The 22744-nt window shown below is 72.4% G+C and carries 20 protein-coding genes; 6 read left to right on the plus strand and 14 right to left on the minus strand.

Annotated features, from left to right (window positions below):
* Window positions 1-10 precede the first annotated feature (10 nt).
* On the plus strand, window positions 11-2221 hold the full coding sequence (locus tag ABZ406_RS03320) for an AAA family ATPase (protein ID WP_357755720.1): 2211 nt from the start codon (window positions 11-13) through the stop codon (window positions 2219-2221).
* 14 nt (window positions 2222-2235) lie between these two features.
* Here ABZ406_RS03320 and ABZ406_RS03325 read toward each other — a convergent pair whose 3' ends face one another.
* From ABZ406_RS03325 to ABZ406_RS03365, 9 genes are all read right to left on the minus strand, one after another.
* Window positions 2236-2745, minus strand: a complete 510-nt coding sequence (locus ABZ406_RS03325; RefSeq protein ID WP_357755721.1) for a GNAT family N-acetyltransferase — start codon at window positions 2743-2745, stop codon at window positions 2236-2238.
* Between the two features lie 149 nt (window positions 2746-2894).
* Window positions 2895-3782, minus strand: a complete 888-nt coding sequence (locus tag ABZ406_RS03330; RefSeq protein ID WP_357755722.1) for a hypothetical protein — start codon at window positions 3780-3782, stop codon at window positions 2895-2897.
* The gene (locus ABZ406_RS03335; RefSeq protein ID WP_357755723.1) at window positions 3751-4350 is read right to left on the minus strand and encodes a DUF3618 domain-containing protein; all 600 of its coding nucleotides are present in this window, start codon (window positions 4348-4350) and stop codon (window positions 3751-3753) included. The genes ABZ406_RS03330 and ABZ406_RS03335 overlap by 32 nt, the downstream gene beginning before the upstream one ends.
* 22 nt (window positions 4351-4372) lie before the next feature.
* Window positions 4373-4768, minus strand: a complete 396-nt coding sequence (locus tag ABZ406_RS03340; RefSeq protein ID WP_124860412.1) for a phage holin family protein — start codon at window positions 4766-4768, stop codon at window positions 4373-4375.
* On the minus strand, window positions 4765-5400 hold the full coding sequence (locus ABZ406_RS03345) for a hypothetical protein (RefSeq protein WP_357755724.1): 636 nt from the start codon (window positions 5398-5400) through the stop codon (window positions 4765-4767). Before ABZ406_RS03345 ends, ABZ406_RS03340 begins: the two co-directional genes overlap by 4 nt.
* Before the next feature lie 189 nt (window positions 5401-5589).
* A complete protein-coding gene (locus ABZ406_RS03350) occupies window positions 5590-5988 on the minus strand; it encodes a DUF3263 domain-containing protein (RefSeq protein WP_357755725.1) in 399 nt (132 codons plus the stop codon).
* A gap of 110 nt (window positions 5989-6098) precedes the next feature.
* Complete coding sequence (locus ABZ406_RS03355) at window positions 6099-7115, minus strand: ABC transporter permease subunit (RefSeq protein WP_357755726.1); 1017 nt, start codon at window positions 7113-7115, stop codon at window positions 6099-6101.
* On the minus strand, window positions 7112-8122 hold the full coding sequence (locus tag ABZ406_RS03360; RefSeq protein WP_357755727.1) for an ATP-binding cassette domain-containing protein: 1011 nt from the start codon (window positions 8120-8122) through the stop codon (window positions 7112-7114). Before ABZ406_RS03360 ends, ABZ406_RS03355 begins: the two co-directional genes overlap by 4 nt.
* A 121-nt stretch (window positions 8123-8243) precedes the next feature.
* A complete protein-coding gene (locus tag ABZ406_RS03365; RefSeq protein ID WP_357755914.1) occupies window positions 8244-9029 on the minus strand; it encodes a DeoR/GlpR family DNA-binding transcription regulator in 786 nt (261 codons plus the stop codon).
* A gap of 198 nt (window positions 9030-9227) precedes the next feature.
* Between ABZ406_RS03365 and ABZ406_RS03370 the strand changes: the two genes are divergently transcribed.
* Genes ABZ406_RS03370 through nagA form a run of 3 tightly spaced genes read left to right on the plus strand, consistent with a single transcriptional unit; the run spans window position 9228 to window position 12269 of the window.
* Entirely contained in the window at window positions 9228-10157 is a 930-nt protein-coding gene (locus ABZ406_RS03370) for an SIS domain-containing protein (RefSeq protein ID WP_357755728.1), read from the plus strand.
* 55 nt (window positions 10158-10212) lie between these two features.
* Complete coding sequence (locus ABZ406_RS03375) at window positions 10213-11163, plus strand: ROK family protein (protein ID WP_357755729.1); 951 nt, start codon at window positions 10213-10215, stop codon at window positions 11161-11163.
* A complete protein-coding gene (gene nagA / locus ABZ406_RS03380) occupies window positions 11160-12269 on the plus strand; it encodes an N-acetylglucosamine-6-phosphate deacetylase (protein WP_357755730.1) in 1110 nt (369 codons plus the stop codon). The genes ABZ406_RS03375 and nagA overlap by 4 nt, the downstream gene beginning before the upstream one ends.
* A 348-nt stretch (window positions 12270-12617) precedes the next feature.
* Here the strand turns inward: nagA and ABZ406_RS03385 are convergent, their stop codons facing one another.
* A complete protein-coding gene (locus tag ABZ406_RS03385; protein WP_357755731.1) occupies window positions 12618-13841 on the minus strand; it encodes a DUF4032 domain-containing protein in 1224 nt (407 codons plus the stop codon).
* Between the two features lie 119 nt (window positions 13842-13960).
* Here ABZ406_RS03385 and ABZ406_RS03390 point away from each other — a divergent pair, with 119 nt between their 5' ends.
* Both ABZ406_RS03390 and ABZ406_RS03395 read left to right on the plus strand, forming a co-directional pair.
* Entirely contained in the window at window positions 13961-14698 is a 738-nt protein-coding gene (locus ABZ406_RS03390; RefSeq protein ID WP_357755915.1) for a phosphatase PAP2 family protein, read from the plus strand.
* 11 nt (window positions 14699-14709) lie between these two features.
* The gene (locus ABZ406_RS03395; protein ID WP_357755732.1) at window positions 14710-15945 is read left to right on the plus strand and encodes an APC family permease; all 1236 of its coding nucleotides are present in this window, start codon (window positions 14710-14712) and stop codon (window positions 15943-15945) included.
* 25 nt (window positions 15946-15970) lie between these two features.
* Here ABZ406_RS03395 and ABZ406_RS03400 read toward each other — a convergent pair whose 3' ends face one another.
* The 4 genes from ABZ406_RS03400 to ABZ406_RS03415 form a co-directional block, all read right to left on the minus strand.
* On the minus strand, window positions 15971-16756 hold the full coding sequence (locus ABZ406_RS03400; protein WP_357755733.1) for an ABC transporter permease: 786 nt from the start codon (window positions 16754-16756) through the stop codon (window positions 15971-15973).
* On the minus strand, window positions 16753-17742 hold the full coding sequence (locus ABZ406_RS03405; protein ID WP_357755734.1) for an ATP-binding cassette domain-containing protein: 990 nt from the start codon (window positions 17740-17742) through the stop codon (window positions 16753-16755). The genes ABZ406_RS03400 and ABZ406_RS03405 overlap by 4 nt, the downstream gene beginning before the upstream one ends.
* A 30-nt stretch (window positions 17743-17772) precedes the next feature.
* Complete coding sequence (locus ABZ406_RS03410) at window positions 17773-20613, minus strand: BTAD domain-containing putative transcriptional regulator (RefSeq protein ID WP_357755735.1); 2841 nt, start codon at window positions 20611-20613, stop codon at window positions 17773-17775.
* A gap of 74 nt (window positions 20614-20687) precedes the next feature.
* A complete protein-coding gene (locus tag ABZ406_RS03415; RefSeq protein ID WP_357755736.1) occupies window positions 20688-22664 on the minus strand; it encodes an NAD-binding protein in 1977 nt (658 codons plus the stop codon).
* Window positions 22665-22744: the final 80 nt, after the last annotated feature.

Genomic DNA, 22744 nt, shown 5'->3' on the forward strand with positions numbered 1-22744 from the left:
CGGTCGGGCAGTGGCGCAACCCGACCTGACCATGATGGCGAGCCTGCGGCCGGCGGCGCTGGACGCCCGACGGGGCATCGTGCGCCTGCACCCGGAGGCACTGACCGCGCTGGGGCTGCGCCCCGGCGACCCGGTCCGCCTTGCCGGCCGCCGGGAGACGGCCGGGATCGCGGCGGAGGCCGGGCCGGGCGCGAGCAGCGCGCTGCTGTACGCCGACGACCTGACGTTGGGCAATCTCGGCCTGCGCGACGGCGGTCAGGTGCGGGTGAGCCCGGTCCCGGTCGTGGCGGCGAGTCGGGTGGTCCTGGCCGGGCCGGTGGGGGTCGTGGCGGCGGTGAGCCCGGAGATGCTCCGGCTCGCCCTGCTGGGCAAGGTGCTCACCGCCGGGGACGACGTGTCGCTGCTGCCGCAGGACGTGCTGCCGGACGCCTCGGTCCGCAGCCTGGTCGAGGCGGCACGGCACAGCCTCGCCAACACCGTCGGTTTCGCCTGGACCAGCACCCTGCTCAGGGTGGTCACCATCGAACCAGCGGCCGGAGCGCTGGTCACCATGGGCACCCTGGTCGGTTGGCAGCAGGGCGCGACCACCCACGGCGGGCCCGCCTTGGTCGACAGCGTGCCGGCCCGACCGGGTACGAGCGCCGACGCGGTTCCGGTCGAGGACACGCCCGACGTGGACGAGCTGCCCGGGCTGCGGACCCAGGCCGAAGAGTTGACCGAACTGCTGGACCTCGGCTTCCACCACCGGGAGGTGCTGGGCCGGCTCGGCACCACCATCTCGTTGGGGGTGCTACTCGTCGGGCCGGCAGGTTCCGGGAAGTCTGCGCTGGTCCGAGCCGTGGCCGCCCGGGTCGGTGCCCGCGTTCACCCGCTCTGGGCACCGGAGGTGGCAGCGCTCACCAGTCAGTCCGCCGCCGGGCGGCTGCGCGAGGCGGCGACGGCGGCCGGGGCCGGCGGGCCAGCGGTTCTGCTGATCACCGACGTCGAGGCGCTCGCGCCCGCTGACGATCCCGGCCCGGTGGCGACGGTGTTCCGGCAGGTGCTGGCGGAGAGCATCCGCTCCGGTGTCGCGGTGGTGTGCACCACCGGCCGGCCGGAGGCTGTCGACTCCGCGCTGCGCGCCCCCGACCTGCTGTCCCTGCGGATCAGCGTCCCGCTGCCGGATCAGGCGCTGCGCCGCGAACAGCTCACGGTGCTGACCCGCCAGGTGCCGTTGGCCGACGACGTACGGCTCGACGACGTGGCCGCGCGTACCCCCGGGTTCGTGGCGGCGGACCTGGCCGCGCTGGTCCGGGAGGCCGGGGTACGCGCGGCACTGCGGCAGAAGTCCGCCGATACGCCCACCGTGTCGATGGCCGACTTCACTGCCGCCCGGGAGGTGGTCCGGCCCACCACGATGGCGGCGTCCACACTGGAGTTGGCGTCGGTGACCCTCGACGACGTGGGCGGCCTACACGAGGTCAGGCAGACGTTGACCGAGTCGGTGCTGTGGCCGCTCACCTACCCGGACACCTTCGCCCGGCTCGGCGTGCAGCCGCCGCGCGGGGTGCTGCTCTACGGGCCGCCGGGCTGCGGCAAGACCTACCTGGTCACCGCGCTGGCCGGCTCGGGGCGGGCCAACGTGCTGTCGGTGAAGGGCGCCGAACTGCTCTCCAAGTGGGTCGGTGAGAGCGAACGCGCTGTTCGCGAGCTGTTCCGTCGGGCCCGGGAGGCGGCCCCCACCCTGATCTTCCTGGACGAGGTGGACGCGCTGGCGCCGGCCCGTGGGCAGGCCACCGACGGTGGCACCACCGACCGGGTGGTCGCCGCCCTGCTCACCGAGTTGGACGGGATCGAGACGCTGCGCAACGTGGTGGTGGTCGGGGCGACGAACCGCCCGGACCTCGTCGACCCGGCGCTGCTGCGGCCGGGCCGGCTGGAACGGCTGGTCTACGTGCCACCGCCGGACGGGCCCGCCCGCGCGGAGATCCTGCGGGCCGCGTCCCGGAAGGTGCCGTTGGCACCGGACGTCGACCTGTCCGCTCTCGGTGACGAGCTGACCGGCTTCTCCGCCGCGGACTGCGCGGCGCTGGTCCGCGAGGCGGCGCTGGCCGCGATGCGGGAGTCGCTCGCCGCCGCCACCGTCACCGCCGAGCACGTGTCGACGGCACGGTCCCGGGTGCGCCCGTCGCTGGACCCGGGCCAGGTCGCCGCCCTGGCCGCGTACGCCAACCGGATGTGATCGGACCAGCCGTCTCAGCGGACGGGCGGCGTGGAGTCGAGGCAGATCTCGGCGCGTACCTTGCCGTGGTCCTCGTACAGTTTCGCGCCGCATTTTTCGAGTACGGCGACAGCGCCGATGTTGTCCGGGGTCGTTTCGGCGACCACCGCCCGCATGCCGGCCCGAGCGGCGGCGTTCAGCAACTCCCGCAGGGCCGCCGCGCCGATGCCCTGCCCGCGCGCCGAGCGGCCGAGCCACATTCCGGTCTCCACGGTGAGCGGCTCGTCACAGCGCGTCATCCGGATCATGCCCAGCACCTCGCCGCCGACGAGGATGGCGTACATCTGCGAACCGGTCGGGCCGTCCAGGCCTTCGAAGCTGGCCCGATGGAATTCCCGGAACGCCTCGCGGCGGGCGAGCGACCAGCCGGCGGGCGCCTCGACCGGAGGCATCACATCACCGGGTTCCGCCTCCGCAGCCGCTACGGAGAGCAACGGCTCCAGGTTCCGTTCGTCCACCGGCTCCAGCCGGACCGCACCCGCCACGTGCCGCAGTCTGCCGCCCTCATCGGCCGAAGTCCACCCCATTGGCCATCCACTGGCGGTCTGGACAGCGGTACCGGCCGGTCGGGCGGCTCGGGTGTTTCGCATCACGCTCTGTTGTCACCCGCACGGGTGGCGAACTGTCGAACCGCCTACCCGAACTCGCAGAACACCACCGACGCGTCGTCGGTCGACTTGTGCCGGCGCAACCGGTCGGGGTGGTCACGCTCGGCGTCCCGCACCCGGTCGATCAACGCGCCCGGGCCGTCGGCCCCCACCAGGTTCAGCAGTCCGGCCCAGTCGGTGAGCGCGAACTGGTCCACCGCGCTGGACGCCCCGTCGCTGAGCAGTGCCGCCCGCCGGAGCGCCCCCGGGCCGTGCCGGGGCGCGGTGCCGGTGACCGCGTGGAACGCCGCGTCCGGGTCGGAGGCGGCCACCCAGTAGCCGTGGGTACGGTTCATCCGCTCCCGCTGGACGCTCACGGCGTGCCGGAACCGGGTGACCGGGTCGGCGCTGCCACCCGGTACGACGGCCACCGTCTCCCGCAGTTCCGCCATCGCCGCGTCCAACCGGTTGTCGGTGACCACGCTCACCTGACCGCCGATGTCGAGGACCAGTGGGCTGTCGCAGAGCACCAGGTAGTCCACCTGATCGCCGCAGTCCCGCAGCAGGCAGACAGTGCTGGACGGGGTGCCCGGATGGTCCAGGTCGCACTGCCCGCCGTGGTCGGCGCGGACCGCGAGGATGGCCGCGGCCAGGTTGCTGGTCAGCCGGGCGGCCGGGCGTACCGCCTCGGCGACGACGACCCGGGCGGCCAGGTGCCGGACGTACCACTCGGGTCCGTGCACGCACCCGGTGTCGAAGCCGTCCGGCACCGTCGCGCCGTCCAGGACACCCACCAACGGGCCGAACCGGAAGACCATGTCCTCGTTCACGGGCCGGCCCGGGGCGGGCGCGGACGCGGAGCGTACCCGCATCACCGGCGCCGACCCCGGCACGCCGGTCGGGTCAGCGCTGTCGAATGTCGTCGACGGCCGCATGCGTCTCTCCCTGCACCTGACCGGCGGCCGAACGGCCCTGGTCGCGTACCGCTGACATGCCCTGCTGGGCGCTGGACCGGACCGACTGCGCCGCCTGCTGCGCGGGCTCCCGCAGGTTGTCCTGCATCTGGTGGCCAACCTGGCTCGCCTGCTCGCGCAGCTCACCGGAGTGCTCGCTCACCATGTTCCGCGCACGTCCGGCGAGTTGCCGTTCCCGCCCACTTGGCGGGATCAGCGAGGCGGCCAGCAGACCAACTCCGAACGCGACCAGGCCGGCAGCCATCGGGTTGCCCTGAGCCTGCTCGCGGGAGTGTTGCCCGAGCGAGCGGGTTTCGTCGCGTACCGAGCCTGCGGCGTGCGACATCCGCTGGCCGGTCTGTTGACCGAGCTGGTTGGAGTTGCCCATCATCATCTCCTTCGCTCGGGTGAACGCCCCGCGGGCCTGCCCGACGCGGTCACCGGCGATCCGACGCGGGTTGACCTTGTCGGTCAGGGCGTCGACGTCACTGCTCAACTCGTTGCGGGTGGTCTCGATCTCCCGCCGGATCCGATCCGGATCACTGGACATGACCTGTTCCCTCCCGACTCGTTCACCGACCCCGCAGGGCGTCCGGCAACTCCCGGGCGGTCTGCTTCGTCCGGGGCAGTACCGCGCGGGCCCGCTTCAGCTGGGTCCGGGCGTTGATGAACAGACCACCGGCCACGGCGGCCCAGAGGACAGCGACGATGAGCGCCGCCCAGCCCTGGTCCATCGTGTTCGACAGCCCCCACCAGACGGCGTACGACACGAAGAGCACCGCCAGGAACCCGGCCAGCCCGGCGGCGCCGAACATGCCACCGGCCTTGCCCGCCTGACTGGCCTCCTCGCGCAGCTCGGCCTTGGCCAGCTCGACCTCCTTGCGCACCAGTGTCGACATGTCCCGGGTCACGTCACCGATCAGCTCGCCGACCGATGCCTGCGTCCGCTCCTTCTCCGGGGCGCTCACGGTGCCACCCCGCCGGGCAGGTCCCGCCCCGGTTCGCCGGGAGGCGAGACGTTCTGCGCCCGTGCCGTCCCCACGTACGGTTGCTGACCGGGGCTCTCCGGTGCGCCCTGCGCGGGTGACGGAGCACCTGACGCGCCGCCCTGGCCGTTGCCGGCCGCCGGCGCGGTCAGGCCACGGGTGAGCCGCCCGACCAGCAGCCCGGCCACCGCAGCGCCGGCGAGGAACGTCGCCGGATGCTGCCGCGCGTACGTGCGGACCTCGTCGAGCACCTCACCCGGTTCGCGCTGGTCGAGCCAACCGGCGGCCTGTTGAGCGGCGTCCGCCGCCTTGCGCACCACCTGGCCGGCCAGTCCGGAGTCGCCGCCCTGTTCGGCCATCGAGCTGAGGTTCTGACCGAGGTCGCGCAGACCTGCGGCGGCCCGCTGCTGCTGCGTCTGCGCCTGATCTCGAAGCTGCCCGGTGGCTTCACCTGTCAACTGCTGGGCCTGTCGCCGCGCTTCTGCGGCCACCTGCCCGCCCTGTTCGGCTGCGCTGTGGGCGACCTGCCCTCCGGCCTGGGCGGCCTGCTGGCCGACGCGCGACGCCTCCTGGCGGGCCTGCTGTCCGGTGCCGCTCTGGTTCGTTGCCGTCATACCCCGCTCCCCTCCTGGGCCCGAGGTCGCGTGCGACCCCGGAACGCCCACCGCCTACCCGCCCACCCAGCCGCCATGCGACAGACCGACGGGACGACGGCGACGAAGATACGGAGACGGGATCGTGCGCCTGGTGCGCCGACAAAGGGTTGAAAGGGGCACGAATCGGCAAGGACGCCGGGCGTTGGGTCAGCGGCGGCGATTACGGGCGCGCGACGAGCGCAACCGGCGGAGCCGGCTGATCAGCACGGGGTCGGCGGCGAGGGCGGCCGGATTGTCCAGCAGACCGTTGAGCAGTTGGTAGTACCGGGTCGACGAGATCTCGAAGGTGTCCCGGACGGCCTGCTCCTTCGCGCCGGCGTGCCGCCACCACTGCTGTTCGAAGGCGAGGATGGCCCGCTCCCGCTCGGTCAGGCCAGGAGCGGGATCGGCTGGCTGCGCCGACTCGTCCGCCGGCGACACGTCGGTGGTCTCGATGGGCGGCGCCGGTCGGGGATTCGGGACCGTCGGCCCGGCGGCATCCGCGACCTCAGCCGGACGAGCGTCGATGGACGGCTCGGAGGCGGCCGGGGTGGCGTCGGCGGACATGTCGCTCAGCCTAGCCAGCGACGACCACTGACGCAGCAAGCGGCGCGGCCGGTCCGCACCGCCGGGAACCCCGACGGCCGGGCCGACCGCGCCGCGTCATTTCGGTCAGGTCAGGTGATGTCGCGGCGACGCATCGCCCAGAGGGCCGCCCCGAGGATCACCACCACCCCTACCGAGAGCAGGACGGAGGACTGCTGCCAGGTGATGTCCATCGTGGCCGGCTTGCACTCCCCGTAGTAGGTCGCGTTGCAGGCGTTCCAGTCCTGCAGGGTGACGGTCTTCGTCATCCAGGCCAACGCGTACGTGGGCAGCAGCCATGCCTCGGCGAACCGCACGCTCGCCATGGCCAGCAGGATGCCCAGGCCGAACTGGCCGACCACCATCACCGCCACCACACCACCGAGGGCCATCGCGGTGTGTCGACCCAGCGAGGCGAGGGCGAAGCCGATGGTGGTGAGCACCAACACCAGCACCACACCGCGTACGCCGGTCAGCATGAACGACTGCCAGACCCCGGAGGTCATCTTCTCGGTGCTCCCCCGGAAGGAAGCGACCGCCCAGAACCCGGCGAACCACAGCACCGCGGCGGGAAGCGTCACCGCCAGGATGCCGGTGAGCAACGCCGCCAGCTTGGTGAGCAGGACGGTGAGTCGCTTCGGCCGCCAGAGCAGCAGGTTCATCATGCCGCCGGTGCTCCACTCGGCGCCGACGAAGGACGCGCCGATGACGAACCCGACCAGGGCGAGGATCGCCGCGAACGGGATCAGGGTCTCGTCGAACGTCTCCTTGAAGTCGAACGTCGAGGGCAGGAACCAACTCGCCTCGATCTGGTCCCGGGACGGGGGCGTGATCATCGAGCAGTCGTCCGGGTAGCGGCCGTCGCTCGAGGTGCCGGCCGCTTTGGCCTTCTCGCACTCGGCGCGCTCCTGCTCGCTCCAGCGCACCTGCTCCTGGTACTGCTGGTCGGCCTGACGCTCGGCCTGGGCGAGCTGGCCGGCGTCGATCTTCTGATTGGTGAAGAACACCCCGACCACCACCGCGGCCAGCACCAGCAGGCCGAGCAGTGTCATGTAGCGGGTGAAGCGCCGCTTGCTCAGCCGGCGCAGTTCGGTACGAAAGAGGCTCACGCGCCCCACCCTCCCGCGGCGGGACCGGGCTGACCCGTTCCACCGACCTTCGTGGACTCGTCGACCTGCCGGTGCTGACCGGGAACCGGCGCGGTGGCGGTCAGTTCGAGGAAGACGCTCTCCAGATCGACGGCGATCGGCGCCAACTCGCTGACATAGAGGTTCTTCTCGGCGAGCAGCCGGGTCACCGACGCCGGCTTGTCGACGCCGGTCAGCATCAGGTGGTCGGGGTGACCGGTGACCCGGATGCCCGCCTCGGTGAGCGCCTCGGTGGCCACCGGCAGGTCGCTGACCGCCTCCAGCCGAATCCGGACCGCACCTGACGAGTGCTGCGCGAGCACCTCGTCGACCGGCCCGAACGCGACCCGCCGGCCCAGCGAGATGATGGTGACCGAGTCGCAGATGAGCTGGATCTCACCGAGGATGTGGCTGGACAGCACCACAGTCATCCCGGACTCGGCGAGGGTACGCATCAGCGTGCGCATCTCCCGGATGCCGCCCGGGTCGAGGCCGTTGGCCGGCTCGTCGAGGATGAGGAGCTGCGGGTTCTTCAGCAGGGCCGAGGCCACCGCGAGCCGCTGCTTCATGCCCAACGAGTACGTCTTGACCCGCTCTCCGGACCGGTCGCGCAGCCCGACGAGTTCCAACACCTCGTCGACCCGGACGGCGGGCACCTCGCCCGCCCCCGCGAGCAGGGACAGCGTGTCCCGGGCGGTGAAGTGCGGGAAGAACTGCGGGCTCTCCACTATCGCGCCGACCTTGCCGGCGACTGCGGGCAGCGCGTCGGGAACCTCGTGCCCGAGCAGCGCCATCCGGCCGCCGTCGGGTCGGATCAGGCCGAGCAGGGTACGCAGCGTGGTGGTCTTCCCGGACCCGTTGGGGCCCAGGAAGCCGTGCACCTGCCCCGCGTCGACCCGCATGTCGAAGCCGTCGAGCGCATTGCGGGTGCCGCGTCGACGACTCTTGTACGTCTTACGTAGACCTTCGATCTCCAGGACAGCTGGCAAGCTGCACCTCCCCCGATGGGTGGGCGTGACAGGCGACACCATACGCGGTATGCAGCAGTGCGCAATACGCGGTATGCATCGACGCGCCGATCGGGCTAGTTCATCGACGGAGCGTGACCGCTCAGGCGCAGACGACCTGTACGCCGGCAGCGCGGAACCCGTCCACCACCTCGGGCGCGGCACCCGAGTCGGTCACCAGCGTCTCCACCCGCTCGATCGGGCAGATCCGGGCGAAGGCGTGACTCCCCAGCTTGGACGAGTCCGCGATGATCACCACGCGCTTCGCGCGGGCCACCATCAGGTTGTTCATCGCCGCCTCCCCCTCGTGGTGGGCGGCGGCGCCGAGGTGCGGGTCGATCGCGTCCACGCCGAGCAGGGCGACGTCCAGGGTGACCTCGCGCAGCAACGCCCCGCCCAGCGGGCCGACCAGCTCGAACGACTTCGGACGCACCACGCCGCCGGCAACCACGACCTTCATCCGGGATCGGACCAGCAGCTCGTTGGCGATGTTCAGCGCATTTGTCACCACTGTGAGCTGGGCGCCCTCGGCACTGGTGTTCAGATCCGGTCGCACCGCCAGCGCCCGCGCAACCTCGGTGCTCGTGGTGCCGCCGTTCAGGCCGACCACGGTGCCGGGCGTGACGAGGGCTGCGGCGGCGGCCCCGATCCGCTGCTTCTCGGCCGAGTGCTTGGCCGTCTTGTAGCGCAGTGGCAGGTCGTACGACACGCCGTTGGCCACCGCGCCGCCCCGGGTTCGCGTGATCATCTGCTGCTGCGCGAGCTGGTCGAAGTCACGCCGGATGGTGGCCTGGGAGACGTCCAGCCGCTCGGCTGCCGCCTCGACGCTCACCCGGCCGTTGTCGGTGAGCATTTCGAGCAGCGCGTTCCATCTGGCGTACCGGTCCACTGCGGGCCCTCCGAGCAACTGCACGCACGGTGATTGATTGCGTGCACACTAGTGCGCGAAACTAGGCTGGCGCAAAAGAACTACCTGCGCGATCGCTCTGTCGGTTGCCATGGTCACCTGCGTTCGCGCAGAATAACGCGCGAAATGCGGGTCTAACGAGCCGTATTGCGCACCGATCGGCCCTGCGAGGAGTTTCCCATGGCGTACGTGGACGCGGAGATCGCGAGCCAACCCGACTGCTGGCGGGAGGCGGCCACACTGGCCGAGGTCGTACGCGGTGACCTGCCGCGCCCCGGGGAACGAGTCGCCGTCGTCGGCTGCGGCACGTCGTGGTTCATGGCGATGGCGTACGCCGCCCGCCGCGAACAGGCCGGCCAGGGTGAGACCGACGCGTTCCAGGCCTCCGAGTTCCCCACCGGCCGCCGCTACGACCGGCTGATCGCCATCACCCGTTCCGGCACCACCACCGAGGTGCTGGAACTGCTCGCCGCGCTGCGCGGACAGACACCCACCACGGTCATCGTCGGCGACCCGACGTCCCCGGCGGTGCACCTCGCCGACGCCACTGTGGCAATGCCCTTCGCCGACGAACGGTCGGTGGTGCAGACCCGCTTCGCGACCACCGCGTTGGCCCTGCTCCGGGCCCAGCTCGGCGACCCGGTGACAGCCCTCGCCGCCGACGCGGAGGTGGCGGTGCGGTCCCCGCTGCCGATCGACCCGGCCACCATCGAGCAGGTCACCTTCCTCGGTCGGGGGTGGACGATCGGGCTGGCCCAGGAAGCGGCGCTGAAGTGCCGCGAGGCGGCCACCTTCTGGGCCGAGGCGTACCCGGCGATGGACTACCGGCACGGCCCCATCTCGGTCGCCGCCCCCGGGCGGCTGGTGTGGGCGTTGGGTGACCTGCCCGACGGGCTGCCCGAGGACGTGGCCGCCACCGGGGCGGCCTTCGTCCACAGCCGCACGCACGGTTGGCGCACGGTGCTGGGCAGTTGGTCGGCCGGCCGTACCCCGGTCGACCCGATGGCCGACCTGATCCTGGCTCAGCGCTTCGCTGTCGCGCTGGCCACCAGCCGGGGTCTCGACCCGGACGCGCCCCGCCACCTCACCCGGTCCGTGGTGTTGGCGTGAGCGCGAGGAGTGAGCCGGGCTTGCGAGCCCCGCAGTCGCGAACCGGGAAGGCGTCATGAGCGACCGGGTGGTCGTTGCGCTGGACGTCGGCGGCACCGGCATGAAGTGCGCGCTGGTCCGGCCGGACGGCGTCGTGATCCGCACCGAGCGGCACCCCACCGACGCCGCACGTGGCCCGGCCGCCGTTGTCGGCACCATTCTTGAGGTGGCCGGCGGGCTGGCCGACAAGGCCCGCGCGGACGGGCTCACCCCGATCGCGGTGGGCGTCGCCGTACCCGGGGTGGTGGACGAGGCACGCGGGGTCGCGGTCTGGTCGGCGAACGTGGGCTTCCGGGACGTACCGCTGCGGGACCTGACGGTGAGGCGGCTCGGCCTGCCGGCGGCGCTCGGCCACGACGTGCGCGTCGGTGGTCTCGCCGAGGCCCGGCTCGGCGCCGGACGGGGCACCGGGCACGTGCTGTTCGTGGCGATCGGCACCGGCATCGCCGCCGCGCACGTCGTGGACGGCACGGCCGCGGTGGGGGCGCACGGCGCCGCCGGGGAGATCGGCCACATCCTGGTACGGCCCGACGGCCCGCGCTGCGGCTGCGGCCGACCCGGCTGCCTGGAGGCGGTGGCGTCGGCGGCGGCGATCGGCCGTCGTTACGCCGAACTGGCCGGCGGGTCCGCCGACGCCTCGGTGACGGCGGCCGAGGTGGCCGAACGGGCCGCCGCCGGCGAACCGCTCGCCGGTCGGGTGTGGCAGGAGGCGGTCGAGGCGCTCGCCGACGGCCTCGCCACCGGGCAGGCGCTGTTCGACGTGGCGACGATCGTGCTCGGCGGCGGTCTCGCCCAGGCCGGGGACCGGTTGCTGACCCCGCTGCGGGCGGCGCTGCACGAACGAATGACCTTCCACCGGGAGCCGCACCTCGTCGCGGCAGCACTCGGCGACGAGGCCGGTTGCCTCGGTGCCGCCCTGCTCGCCCTGGACGCCGTGGGTGTCCGTGACCTTCAGGAGAAACGATGACCGTACGGGTGAACGGCCGAGTGGTGACCCCGACCGGAGTCGTCCGTCAGGGGTGCGTCGAGTGGGACGGTGATCGGATCACAGCGGTGGCCGAGTACCCGTCGGTGCGCGACGGGCACTGGATCCTGCCCGGCTTCGTCGACATGCACACGCACGGCGGTGGCGGGCACACGTTCACCACCGGTGACGCCGACGAGGCCCGCGCGGCGGCCGACTTCCACCTCTCGCACGGCACCACCACTCTGCTGGCCAGCCTGGTCAGCGCACCCTTTCCGCTGATGCGGACGGCCACCGAGGCGTTCGCCCCGTTGGTCGACGAGGGTGTGCTGGCGGGAATCCACTTCGAGGGGCCGTACCTGTCGGCCGCGCGCTGCGGTGCGCAGAACCCGGAGTACCTGCGGGACCCGTCGACCGACGAGCTGACCGAGCTGATCGAGCTGGGCCGCGGCGCCGTCCGGATGGTCACCCTCGCACCGGAGCGCGACGGCGCCCTGGAGGCGATCAAGCTGCTCACCGCGCAGCGGGTGGTGGCGGCGGTGGGTCACACCGACGCCACGTACGAGCAGACCCGCGCCGCCGTCGCCGCCGGCGCCAGTGTCGGCACCCACCTGTTCAACGGGATGCGGCCGGTGCATCACCGCGAGCCCGGTCCGGTGGTGGCCCTGCTCGACGCCCCTACCGTGATCTGCGAGCTGGTCGCCGACGGGGTGCACCTGCACGACGGCATGCTGACCTTCGTCACGGCGACCGCCGGCCCGGACCGCGCCGCGCTGATCACCGACGCGATGGCCGCCGCCGGCATGGCCGACGGCGAGTACGAGCTGGGCGGCCAGGCCGTCACCGTCGCTGACGGGGTGGCCCGGCTCGCCCGCGACGGCGCGATCGCCGGCAGCACGCTGACCATGGACGCCTCGCTGCGGCACGCGGTGAACGCCGGAATCCCCATCGCCGACGCCGCCCGGATGGTGGCCACCACCCCGGCGCGGGCCATCGGCCTCGGCGACCGGGTCGGGTCCCTCCAGGTGGGTCTCCGCGCCGACCTGGTGGTGCTCGACGACGACCTCACTGTGGTGCGGGTGCTGCGTGGGGGCTCCTGGGTGGAGTGACACGCCCGTTGCGCGACTGCCGAGCTGCCCTACGGGCGGCCCATGGCGCAGGCTGTTCCGCCTGCGACCAGCCCCACGGTGCTCCTGGGATGTCTTTGGAGCTGAGTCGTTTGCGGCATCAGCCCAGGAGCCGCGCCAGCCCACCGGCCCGGCCCAGCCGACCTCGGCTGAATCGTTTACGACATCAGCTCCAAAGGCAGCGGCTTGGACAAGTGTCCAGCCACCGAGCCGACCAGCAACCTCATGAGCGAGCCAGACACCGGGCCGCGAAGCGCCATGCCTCGGACCACCAGGCCACCAACAAACCGGGCCACCAACAAACCGGGCCACCAACAAACCGGGCTGGACTCAGCTCAGGCTGGGGACTTCCACGCCGAGGACGGCCTGCTCGTCGGGGCGGTGCACAAGCACCTCGGACAGGTACGACTGGACCGCGTGGCGCATCCCCACGTCCCGGCCGGCCTGCTCGGAGAGCAACCACTTGTGCTCGATGATCTGGGCGAACAGTTCCTGCGGCTCCAGCTTGCGGCGCAGGTGCGCGGGAACGGCCCGGACCACCGGCTCGAAGACCTCGGTGAGCCAGCGGTGGGCGGCCTGCTGCTCGTCGATCAGGTCGCTCTCCGCACGGTAGGCGTCCAGGTCGTTGAGCAGCTTGCGGGCCTGGTTCTCCTCGGCGTCCAGCCCGGTCAGCCGCAACAGCCGTCGGGTGTGGTAGCCGGCGTCGACGACCTTCGGCCGGACCAGGAACCGCCCGTCGTCGATGGACGACATGGCCACCTCGGCGACGTCGAAGCCCAGCTCGTTGAGGCGGCGGATCCGGCCCTCGATGTCGTGCCGGGCCTCCCGCTCGATCGCCTGCTCGTAGGTGATCTCGTGCCAGAGCCGCTCGTAGCGCTGCACGACCTCCTCGCAGACCACCTCCGGGTCGATGGACTCGTGCAGCAGGCCGGCGGCCTGCAGGTCCAACGCCTCACCGAAGATGTTCACCCGGGCGATCTCCAGGTCCTCACCGCGCTGACCCTTGGAGAGCGAGAGGTGCAGGGCACCCGTCTCCGCGTCCACCAGGTAGGCGGCGAAGGCGCCCGCGTCCCGCCGGAACAGCGTGTTCGACAGCGAGCAGTCGCCCCAGAAGAAACCGGTCAGGTGCATCCGCACGATCAGGGCGGCGAGCGCGTCGAGCAGCCGGCTCATCGTCTCCGGCCGGAGGGTGTGCGAGAAGAGCGCGCGGTACGGCAGCGAGAACTGCAGATGCCTGGTGATCAGCACCGATTCGAGTGGCTCCCCGTCCTCGGTCTGCCGGTCGGCGACGACAGCCACCGCCTCGACCGACGGGAAGCCGATCCGCTCCAGGGCCCGGAGCAGGTCGTACTCCCGCTCGGCGATCCGCTCGCGGGTCTCCTTGAAGGCGTACACGTACTCGCCCAACCGGACGAACCGGACGATGTGCCGGGAGATGCCCTGCGGCAGCGCGACCAGGTGTTGGGCAGGCCACTCCTCCAGCGGTGTCGACCAGGGCAGGTCGAGCAGCGCCGGGTCAACGAGGGCAGACGTGATCCGCACGGGCACAAGCATGACGCCTCACCCCCCGCATCGCCTCACATCGTGGTTGTGCCCACAGCGCCGCACACCCCGGCCTCGCACGCGACCGGTAGCGTGGTCGCGTGCTCAAACCCACAGTGGTACGACGTGACCTGCGGCTACGTCCCGTCCGCCCGGCCGGCTGGTGGTTCGACGCGCTCCTGCTCGTTGGTCTGGTCGGGTTGACAGTGGCACTCGCCACCGACCACCTCTTCGGGTTGGACCGGGCGGTCGACGACTGGTCCACCGGGCACCGGCCGGCCGCCGTCTACTGGACTGCCCGGGTGCTGAACTTCCTCGGCCAGGGCAGCCCACTGACGTTGATCGCCGCTGGGCTGAGCGTGTGGCTGGCCGTCCGGCTGCGCTCGGTGCGACCGATCCTGCCGCTGGTGGTGGGGTTCGTGCTGACCTACCTGACGATCGGCCCGTTCAAGGTCTGGACGGCGCGGGCGGCACCGAGCGCCAGTGTCAAGGAGCCGTTCCTGACCCCCGAGCAGACCCTGCCGATGTTCCACGACGACCTGCCGGTGCGGTTCGCCCAGTCCTACCCGTCGGGGCACGTCGCCAACGCGATCGTCTGGTACGGGATCATCGCGCTGCTGCTCGCCCCGCTGGCCCGCAGCTACGGCCGCCACCTGCCGGCCCGGCTCGTCACAGTGATCCGCGTCGTGCCGCCGCTCGTCGTCCTCACCACCACCACCTACCTCGGCTTTCACTGGCTCACCGACTCGGTGGCCGGGCTGCTGCTGGGCCTGATCCTGGACCGGCTGCTGCACCGGGTGCCCTGGGACGGCGTTCCGCTCCCCGGCCGGCTACGCGCGTGGGATCGGCCGTTCATCTCGTACCCCTAGGGTTTCGGCTCGTGGACCAACTGGCGCGGAGGCTGGGCGTACCCGATGCGGTTGTCATCGGGTTGGGCTCGATGCTCGGCGCGGGCGTCTTCGTGGTCTTCGGCCCGGCGGTGGCGGCGGCCGGCGGCGGCCTGCTGCCCGCTCTGGTGCTGGCCGGCTTCGTCGCTTTCTGCAACGCGACCAGCTCGGCTCGGCTCGCGGCCCGCTACCCGGAATCCGGTGGCACCTACGTCTACGGCCGGGAGCGCCTCGGGCCGTTCGCCGGATTCCTGGCCGGCTGGGGCTTCGTGGTCGGCAAGACGGCGAGTTGCGCCGCGATGGCGTTGACCATCGGGGCGTACCTCTGGCCGGGTCAGGCCCGGCTGGTCGCCGTCGGCGCGGTGGTCGCGGTGACCGCCGTGAACCTGCGTGGCATCGGCAAGACCGCCACCGTGACCAGGGCGTTGGTCGCGCTGGTGCTCGCGGTGCTGATTGTGGTCACTGTGGTCGGGGTGGTGAGCGGGCCGGTGCACCTGGACCGGCTCGGCGGGCCCGGCGGTTCGGCGCGGGGCGTGCTCACCGCGGCCGGGTTGCTGTTCTTCGCCTTCGCCGGGTACGCCCGGATCGCCACGCTCGGCGAGGAGGTCCGCGACCCGCAGAGGACGATTCCGCTGGCGGTGCCGCTGGCGCTCGGAATGGTGCTCGTGATCTACCTGGTGCTGGCGGTGGTCGCCCTCGGTGTGCTGGGCGTCGACCGGCTGGCCGGGTCCGCCGCGCCCCTGGTCGACGTGGTGACCGCCGCCGGGCTGCCCGGCCTGGCGTGGGTCGTCCGCGCCGGTGCCACGGTCGCCGTCGTCGGAGTGCTGCTGTCCCTGGTCGCCGGGGTCGGGCGGACCACCCTCGCCATGGCCCGCCGACGTGACCTGCCCGGCGCGCTGGCCGCCGTGCACCGGGTCCACCAGGTGCCGCACCGCGCCGAACTGGCTGTCGCCGCCGTGGTGATCGTGGTGGTGCTGCTCGGTGACGTCCGTGCGGCGATCGGCTTCTCCAGTTGCACGGTGCTCGTCTACTACGCGATCACCAACGCGGCGGCGCTCACCCTGGGGCGGGAACCCGGTCGTCGGCTGCCGGTGCAGGTGCTCGCCGGGCTGGGGCTGGCCGGGTGTCTGCTGCTCGCTGTCAACCTGCCAGTGACCAGCGTGCTGGCGGGAGGCGGTGTGCTCGCGGCCGGTGCCGCCTGGTACGCGCTCCGCCTCGCGCGCCGGTGACCCGGAGGGGCCACCGGCGCGGGGTTCAGCGGCTCAACCGCCGGTAGCGGCTCAGTGCCAACGGGGCGAACGTCGCGATCAGCAGCACCGGCCACAGCACCGCCAACAGCATCGCGTGCTCCGCCGGCCAGGAGTCGCCGCCCAGGCCCGGGTTGCCGAACAGTTCGCGGATCGCCGCGACGGTGGCCGACAACGGATTCCACTCCGAGATCGTCCCGATGACCGGCGGCATCAGCTCGGGCGACACGAAGACGTTGGAGATCGCGCTCAACGGAAACGCCGCCGGGAAGACGATCACGCCGACCGTGTCCGGGTTGCGGACCAGCAACGCCAGGTAGATCCCGACCCAGGTGATGGCGACCCGCAGCAGCAGGAGAAGCCCGACGGCGAGCAACGCCTTGCCGACGCCCTGTCGCCACTGCCACCCGACGAGCAGCCCACAGACCAGGAGGGTGGACATCTCCAGCAGCGCGCGCAGCAGGTCGGCGGCGCTGCGACCGGTCATCAGGGCGGACCGTGCCATCGGCATCGACCGGAACCTGTCGACCACACCACGGCTGAGATCCAGCGCCACACCCGTCGCCGTCGCCCCCAGCCCGTACAACATCGTCATCACGAACACCCCGGGCAGCAGGAACTCGCGGTAGCTGCCACCACCGGGCACCTGCATACCGCTGCCGAACACGTACCCGAAGACCAGCACGAACATGATCGGCAACGAGAAGTAGAGGATCAGCTCCTCCGGCGCGCGGATCACGTGCGTCATGTTCCGCCTGGTCATCGTCCAGCCGTCAGCGATTGCGGTGGTCATGTCACGTCCGCCTCTCGTCCCGCCCCGACGGGCTCGCGGGCCTCGTCCGGTCGGTGCCCGGTCAGGTACAGAAACGCCTCGTCCAACGTCGCGCGCCGCAGGCCGATGTCCTCGACCGCGATCCCGGCGTCGTCGAGCGCGCGTACCACGTCGACCAGTCCGGCGACGCGGTCACGCACCGGCACGCTGAGCCGGCGGACCTCCGGGTCGAGTTCGGGTTCCACGCCGCAGATCCGCTCCACGAGACGGGCAGCGAGGCTCACCTCGGCCGCGTCGCGGACCACCACCTCGATCCGGTCGCCGCCGGTCATCGCCTTCAACTGGTCCGGTGAGCCCTCGGCCACCACCCGACCCGCGTCGATCACCGAGATCCGGTCGGCGAGCTGATCGGCCTCCTCCAGGTACTGCGTGGTGAGCAGCACGGTGGTCCCGTCCGCGACGAGACCGCGGACCAGGTCCCACACCTGGTTGCGGCTGCGCGGGTCCAGGCCGGTCGTCGGCTCGTCCAGGAACAGCACCCGCGGCGTACGGATCAGACTGGCGGCCAGATCCAGCCGGCGGCGCATCCCACCCGAGTACTCACCGGCGGAGCGACCCGCCGCCTCGTCGAGCCCGAACCGTTCCAGCAGTTCGCCGGCGCGTCGACGGGCCTCCCCCCGGCCGAGCCGGAACAGCCGGCCGAACAACTCCAGGTTCTGCCGGCCGCTGAGGATCTCGTCGACAGCGGCGTACTGCCCGGTCAGCCCGATCCGGGCACGGACCTCGTCCGGCTGACGCCGCACGTCGTACCCGGCCACCGTCGCCCGTCCCGTGTCGAAGCGCAGCAGCGTGGTGAGGATCCGCACGGCAGTCGTCTTGCCCGCCCCGTTCGGCCCCAGCAGCCCGTGGACAGTGCCGGGCGGCACCGTCAGGTCGAACGTGTCGAGCGCGCGGGTCGGGCCGTACCGCTTGCCCAGCCCTTCGGCGACCACTTCGAATGTCGTCATGCCCCCACGGTGCGGTCGGGCGCTGACGGATCACGCACCGTCCGCTGACGGCGCCGCACCGGCCTTCTCCGCCTCGGTGATCTGCGTGAGGACGAGGATGATCTCCGCTCGGGCGGCTTCGCCGACGTACCACCCGGTGAGCCCACCGGCCAACGCCTCCTCGCCGAACCGTCGCGCGGCGGCCAAATCACCGCGCAACCGGGCGACCTGGGCGAGGCCGAGGCGGGCGGCGGCCACGAACTCGGGCGCGCCGCTGCGCTGCGCGAGGAGCAACGCGCCGGCGAAGTCGTCGTGCGCCGCCGCGAGGTCACCGGCGCGCAGCCTTATCTCCCCCCGGGTACGCAGCATGTCGGCCTGGTCGACGGCCGACCCGAGCGCCTCGACCAACCCCATCGCCTCATCCATGTGCGCACCCGCCGCCTCCGGGTCGCCCCGCCAGGCGGCCAGCTCGCCGAGGGCACCGAGCGTGATCATGGTGCCCCACCGGTCCCCGCTGCTGCGGAAGCCGTCGAGCGCGGTGGTCAGCGCCGTCCGGGCCCGGTCCCACTCACCACTCCACATCAGCGACGCGCCACTGCCCATCGCACCGAGTGAGGTGATCCAGGTGTCCGGGCCGACCAGCCGCCGCAGCTCCCCCATCAGCTCGTCGACATCATCGGCACCACCGGCCGGCGGCCCGGTCGAGATCCCCGACAGGTACAGCAGGAACGGCTGTCGCGGCGGCCGGTCGAGGCTGCGGATCACTGACGACTGCGTCCCGACGGACGGCAGGTGGCCGGAGCCCGCGAGCGAGGCGTTGTAGACGCACAGGGCGAACTCCTCGCGGAGCCCCGGCGGCGCTTCGGTGCCGAGCAGTTCGAGGACGTCGGTGGCGAGCCGCGCCCCTTCCCCGCGTATTCCGCGCAGCCACCAGTAGAACGACAGGGCCGCGACCATCCCGGCCGCGTCGGACGCGTCGCCGGCGGCAGTGGCGCGGCGCAACGCCGCATGCAGGTTGTCGCGTTCCGCGTCGAGCCGTCGCAACCAGTGCAGCTGCTCCGCGCACCGGAGATGGTCGCTGGCGGTCCAGGCGAACTCCAGGAAGTACGCGGTGTGCGCGCGGCGGAGCCGGTCGGCCTCACCGGCCTCGACGAGACGCTCGGCGCAGAAGGCCCGCACCGTTTCGAGCATCCGGTACCGGCCGCCGGTCATCTCCACGAAGGACTTGTCGACCAGACCGGTGAGCGCGTCGACGAACTCGGCGGTGGGCAGCTCGCAGACCCGCCCGGCCGCCTCCAGCGTGGCCCCTCCGGCGAAGACTGTCAGCCGTCGGGCCACCTCCCGTTCGGCGTCGTTCAGCAGATCCCAACTCCACTCGACCACCGCCCGGAGGGTGCGGTGTCGAGGCGAAGCGGCCCGGTTGCCCGTCGAGAGCAGCCGGAACCGATCGTCGAGCCGGGCCGCCACCTCGGCGACGGGCAGCCCACGCAGGCGCGCGGCGGCCAACTCGATCGCCAACGGCAGGCCGTCCAGGGCCCGGCAGATCCGCAGCACCGTCTCGACGTTCACCGGCGTGACACGGAAGTCGGGCGCGACGTCGACGGCCCGCTGGACGAACAGGCCGACCGCCGCGTACTCGCCGGCGTGGAACGCGGACGCGCCGATCGGGGGCACTGTCAGCCCGGAGAGCGGGCACAGCGCCTCGCCGGCCAGCCCGAGCGGCTCCCGACTGGTCGCCAGGACGCGCATCGCCGGGCACGCGCTCAGCAGCCGGGCCGCGTCGACGAGGACGTGTTCGCAGTTGTCGAGCACCAGCAGCAGCCGCCGCTCGGCCAGCGCCTCGACAAGCCGATCGGTGGTCTGCCAGCCCGACTCGCCGGAGGCGCGCAGGCCCGCGTCGCGCAGGCCGAGCGCGCTCAGCACCGCCTGCGGGACGTCCGGACCGTCGGTCAGCCCGGCCAGCTCGACGAAACGGACCTCCCCGTCGACCCGGCCCGCCGCCTCGATCGCCAGGCGGGTCTTGCCCGCTCCCCCGGGCCCGGTGAGGGTGACGAGCCGACGCTCGCGGAGAAGCTCGCCGACCCGCGTGAGCTCCTCCTCCCGCCCGACGAACGTGGTGAGCTGGCTCGGCAGCGCCGGATCGGCCGGCCCGCGTTCCGCACCACGCAGCACCGCGACGTGGATGGCGGCCAGTTCCGCCGACGGGTCGGTGCCCAACTGCTCGGCCAGTGTGTGCCGGGCGTCCTCGAACTCGGCAAGCGCCTCCGCCGGCCGACCCAGCGCGGCCAACGCCCGCATGAGCTGGCCCCGCGGGCGCTCCCGCAGGGGATGCGCGACGACCAGTTCACGCAGCTCCGCGACGAGCGTGCCGTGTACGCCCAGCGCAAGGTCCGCCTCGACCCGATCCTCGGTCGCGGCCAGCCGCAACTCGTCCAACCGGGCCGCCTGCACCGGCGCGCCGGCCGGGCCGACGGCATCGGCCAGAGCGGGACCACGCCACAGCTCCAACGCCTCGCGCAACACCGTCGACGCCCGCTGCCAGTCGCCGTCGACGAGCGCGCGTCGTCCCGCCTCGGCGAGCCGCTCGAACCGGTACGCGTCGACCTCGTCGGGATCGACCGCCAGGCGGTAACCGGCCGGGTGGAACTCGACCGGATCGTGCCCGGCGGGCAGAGCCTGGCGCAGCCTCGACACCTGGGACTGGAGCGCGTTCGCCGCGCCCCGGGGCGGATGCTCCCCGTACAGGCCGTCGATCAGGCGCTCGGCGGACACCACCCGGCCCGCGTCGAGCAGGAGGAGCGCCAGCAACGCACGCAGCCGTGGGCCGCCCACGGGAACCTCTCGCCCGTCGGCCAGCACCACCTGGGTCGGCCCCAGGATGCGGAAACGCATGCCACTGATTGTCGCTCAACGCCGGCCGGTTCCTGCCTCCCGATCAGCGCCGTCACGGAACTTCCGCACCGTGGTCAGCTCACCTCACCGGCCGCGTCCTGCCGGCGGGTCATCTCGTCAGGCAGGCCGGCGGTCGTCGAGGAAGCGGCCTCGGCCGGCGCAACGGGATGCGCCGCGCCAGGTGCGGACGCGGCGACCTCGGGGTCCGTCGGGCCGGGCACCGGCGGAGACGCCGCCACCGGGATCTTCGACCCGCCGTGGACCGGGCCGCCGGGCCGAGGCACCGGGACCGGGTAAGCGGGCGGGGCGCACTGCCGCGTCAGCCAGTCCAACCCGCGTCGCCGGGCGACAACTGTCAACCGGTCACCGGCGAAGATCACCTGACGGGGGTCGAGGTCCTTCCACCAGATCGTCCTGGCACCACCGGCCGGGGTGCGGGCGATCAGCCGGACCTGGCCGTCCCGGTTCACCACGTCGAGCGGTCGACCGTCCAACTCGGAGCCGGGGGCGACGGGCACCTCGGCGACCGGGAGCGCGTGCCGGTCGACCGGAATGGTGGTGATCACGGCACGTTCGGTGAGCGCCCCGATGAATGCCGGAGCGGCCAGGTAGGAGACCGACCGGGACACTCCGAGCGCGAAGGTCTCCTCCACCCGCTCGGCGAAGTCACCGTCGAAGAGCCGGAGCACCACGCGCAGGTCGGCACGGAGATCGCGGGCGGCGAGCGCCGCCTCCAGGTTGGCCACGTCGTCGGTGGACGCCACCACGAGCGCCTGGCAGTCGGCCACCGAGGCGGCGACGAGCGTCTCCGGCAGCGCCGCGTCGCCGACGATCAGCGGCACCTCCAGTTGGCGCGCCAGGGCCGCGCCGCGCGGCTCCGGGTTCTTGTCGATCGCCACCACCTCGACGTCGTACTCGCGCAGCTGCGCGACCACCCGGGTGCCGACGTTGCCCAGGCCGATCACCACCACGTGCCCGACCCGCGCGGGTTGCAGGCGGCCGGTGTGCAGGGCAAGCCGGGCGTTGACGATGCCGTCCACCACGACGGCGGTGATCAGCGGGATGAGCGCCAACCCGGCCAGGTTGAGCACCACCTGCATGATCTGCGCGTCTGCCGCCTTCGTGGTGTCCGGATCGGCGCCGCTGAGGGTGGTGACGAGGGTGAGGTACAGCGCCTCCAGCGGAGAGACGTCCTCGGCACGGGAGATCAGCGCCCCCAGCACCGCGATCAGCGCGAGCACCGCCATCACCGCGATGCCGATCTTGCGGGTGGCGAAGCCACGGATCGCGCCCATCACCACAGTGACCGGGCGGCGGCGCCGACGCGCGCGGACCAGCCGGCGGGCGGCGACCTCGGTGCCCGCCGGCTGGCCGGTCGCCTCGGCGAGCACCAGGTCGGCGCCGGCCTGCTCGGCCGGCAGCAGCACCACCCCGTGCGCCTCGGTGACGTGCGCCAACGCGCAGACCACGTCCTGCGGTCGGACATCGGCCCGCCGCGCCACCCGCAGGGTCTTGTCCCGATGTTGGAAGGAACTGGGGTCGACCTCGTTGAGCGCGGCGGCCACGAAGGCCGGTGCGGCCATCTCGGCGTCGGAGAGCACCTCGACCGGTGCCTTGAGCAGCTTGCGTACGCCGTCGGCGAGGGTGCCGTTGAACATTCGCAGCACCTGGCGGACCCGCTGGTCGACGGCCTGGGCGCACAGTGCGGCGTACAGGTTGCCCACGTCGTCCTGGTGCAGCAGGGCCAGCCCGGTCGCGCCGGCCAGGCCGGCGGCCTCGAAGGTGTCCACGTCCAGCCGGTCCGAGCGGACCACCCGGACCCCGCGCAGCCCGGCCACGTCCGGGCCGTTGCTGCGGTAGCGCTCCGGAACGACCACAGTCACCCGGGCCCCACCCAGCGGCAGCTCGGATTCGAGCATCGCCCGGGCCACGTAGTAGGCGAGCGCGTCCTTCCCGCAGATCACGTAGTGCGGGCGTGGATCACCGACGGATCGCAGCCGCCAGTTCCACTCGACCGCCCGTCGCGCCCGGTCCCGCCACGGCTCCGCCATGCCCGGATCGTAATCAGCACGGCCACCGTGGGCGACCCCGTCCGGATCATCCCGCGACCAGGTATGTCCGGGTCGGCGAC

It is taken from the genome of Micromonospora sp. NPDC005710, assembly GCF_040630995.1.
GTDB lineage: Bacteria > Actinomycetota > Actinomycetes > Mycobacteriales > Micromonosporaceae > Micromonospora.

Bases quoted from the DNA above. Each gene is read 5' to 3' on its own strand.
- ABZ406_RS03330 (WP_357755722.1), bottom strand. From the start codon at position 3,782: ATGCGGCCGTCGACGACATTCGACAGCGCTGACCCGACCGGCGTGCCG.
- ABZ406_RS03335 (WP_357755723.1), bottom strand. From the start codon at position 4,350: ATGTCCAGTGATCCGGATCGGATCCGGCGGGAGATCGAGACCACCCGC.
- ABZ406_RS03345 (WP_357755724.1), bottom strand. From the start codon at position 5,400: ATGACGGCAACGAACCAGAGCGGCACCGGACAGCAGGCCCGCCAGGAG.
- ABZ406_RS03350 (WP_357755725.1), bottom strand. From the start codon at position 5,988: ATGTCCGCCGACGCCACCCCGGCCGCCTCCGAGCCGTCCATCGACGCT.
- ABZ406_RS03370 (WP_357755728.1), top strand. From the start codon at position 9,228: ATGGCGTACGTGGACGCGGAGATCGCGAGCCAACCCGACTGCTGGCGG.
- ABZ406_RS03375 (WP_357755729.1), top strand. From the start codon at position 10,213: ATGAGCGACCGGGTGGTCGTTGCGCTGGACGTCGGCGGCACCGGCATG.
- nagA (WP_357755730.1), top strand. From the start codon at position 11,160: ATGACCGTACGGGTGAACGGCCGAGTGGTGACCCCGACCGGAGTCGTC.
- ABZ406_RS03385 (WP_357755731.1), bottom strand. From the start codon at position 13,841: ATGCTTGTGCCCGTGCGGATCACGTCTGCCCTCGTTGACCCGGCGCTG.
- ABZ406_RS03400 (WP_357755733.1), bottom strand. From the start codon at position 16,756: ATGACCACCGCAATCGCTGACGGCTGGACGATGACCAGGCGGAACATG.
- ABZ406_RS03405 (WP_357755734.1), bottom strand. From the start codon at position 17,742: ATGACGACATTCGAAGTGGTCGCCGAAGGGCTGGGCAAGCGGTACGGC.
- ABZ406_RS03410 (WP_357755735.1), bottom strand. From the start codon at position 20,613: ATGCGTTTCCGCATCCTGGGGCCGACCCAGGTGGTGCTGGCCGACGGG.
- ABZ406_RS03415 (WP_357755736.1), bottom strand. From the start codon at position 22,664: ATGGCGGAGCCGTGGCGGGACCGGGCGCGACGGGCGGTCGAGTGGAAC.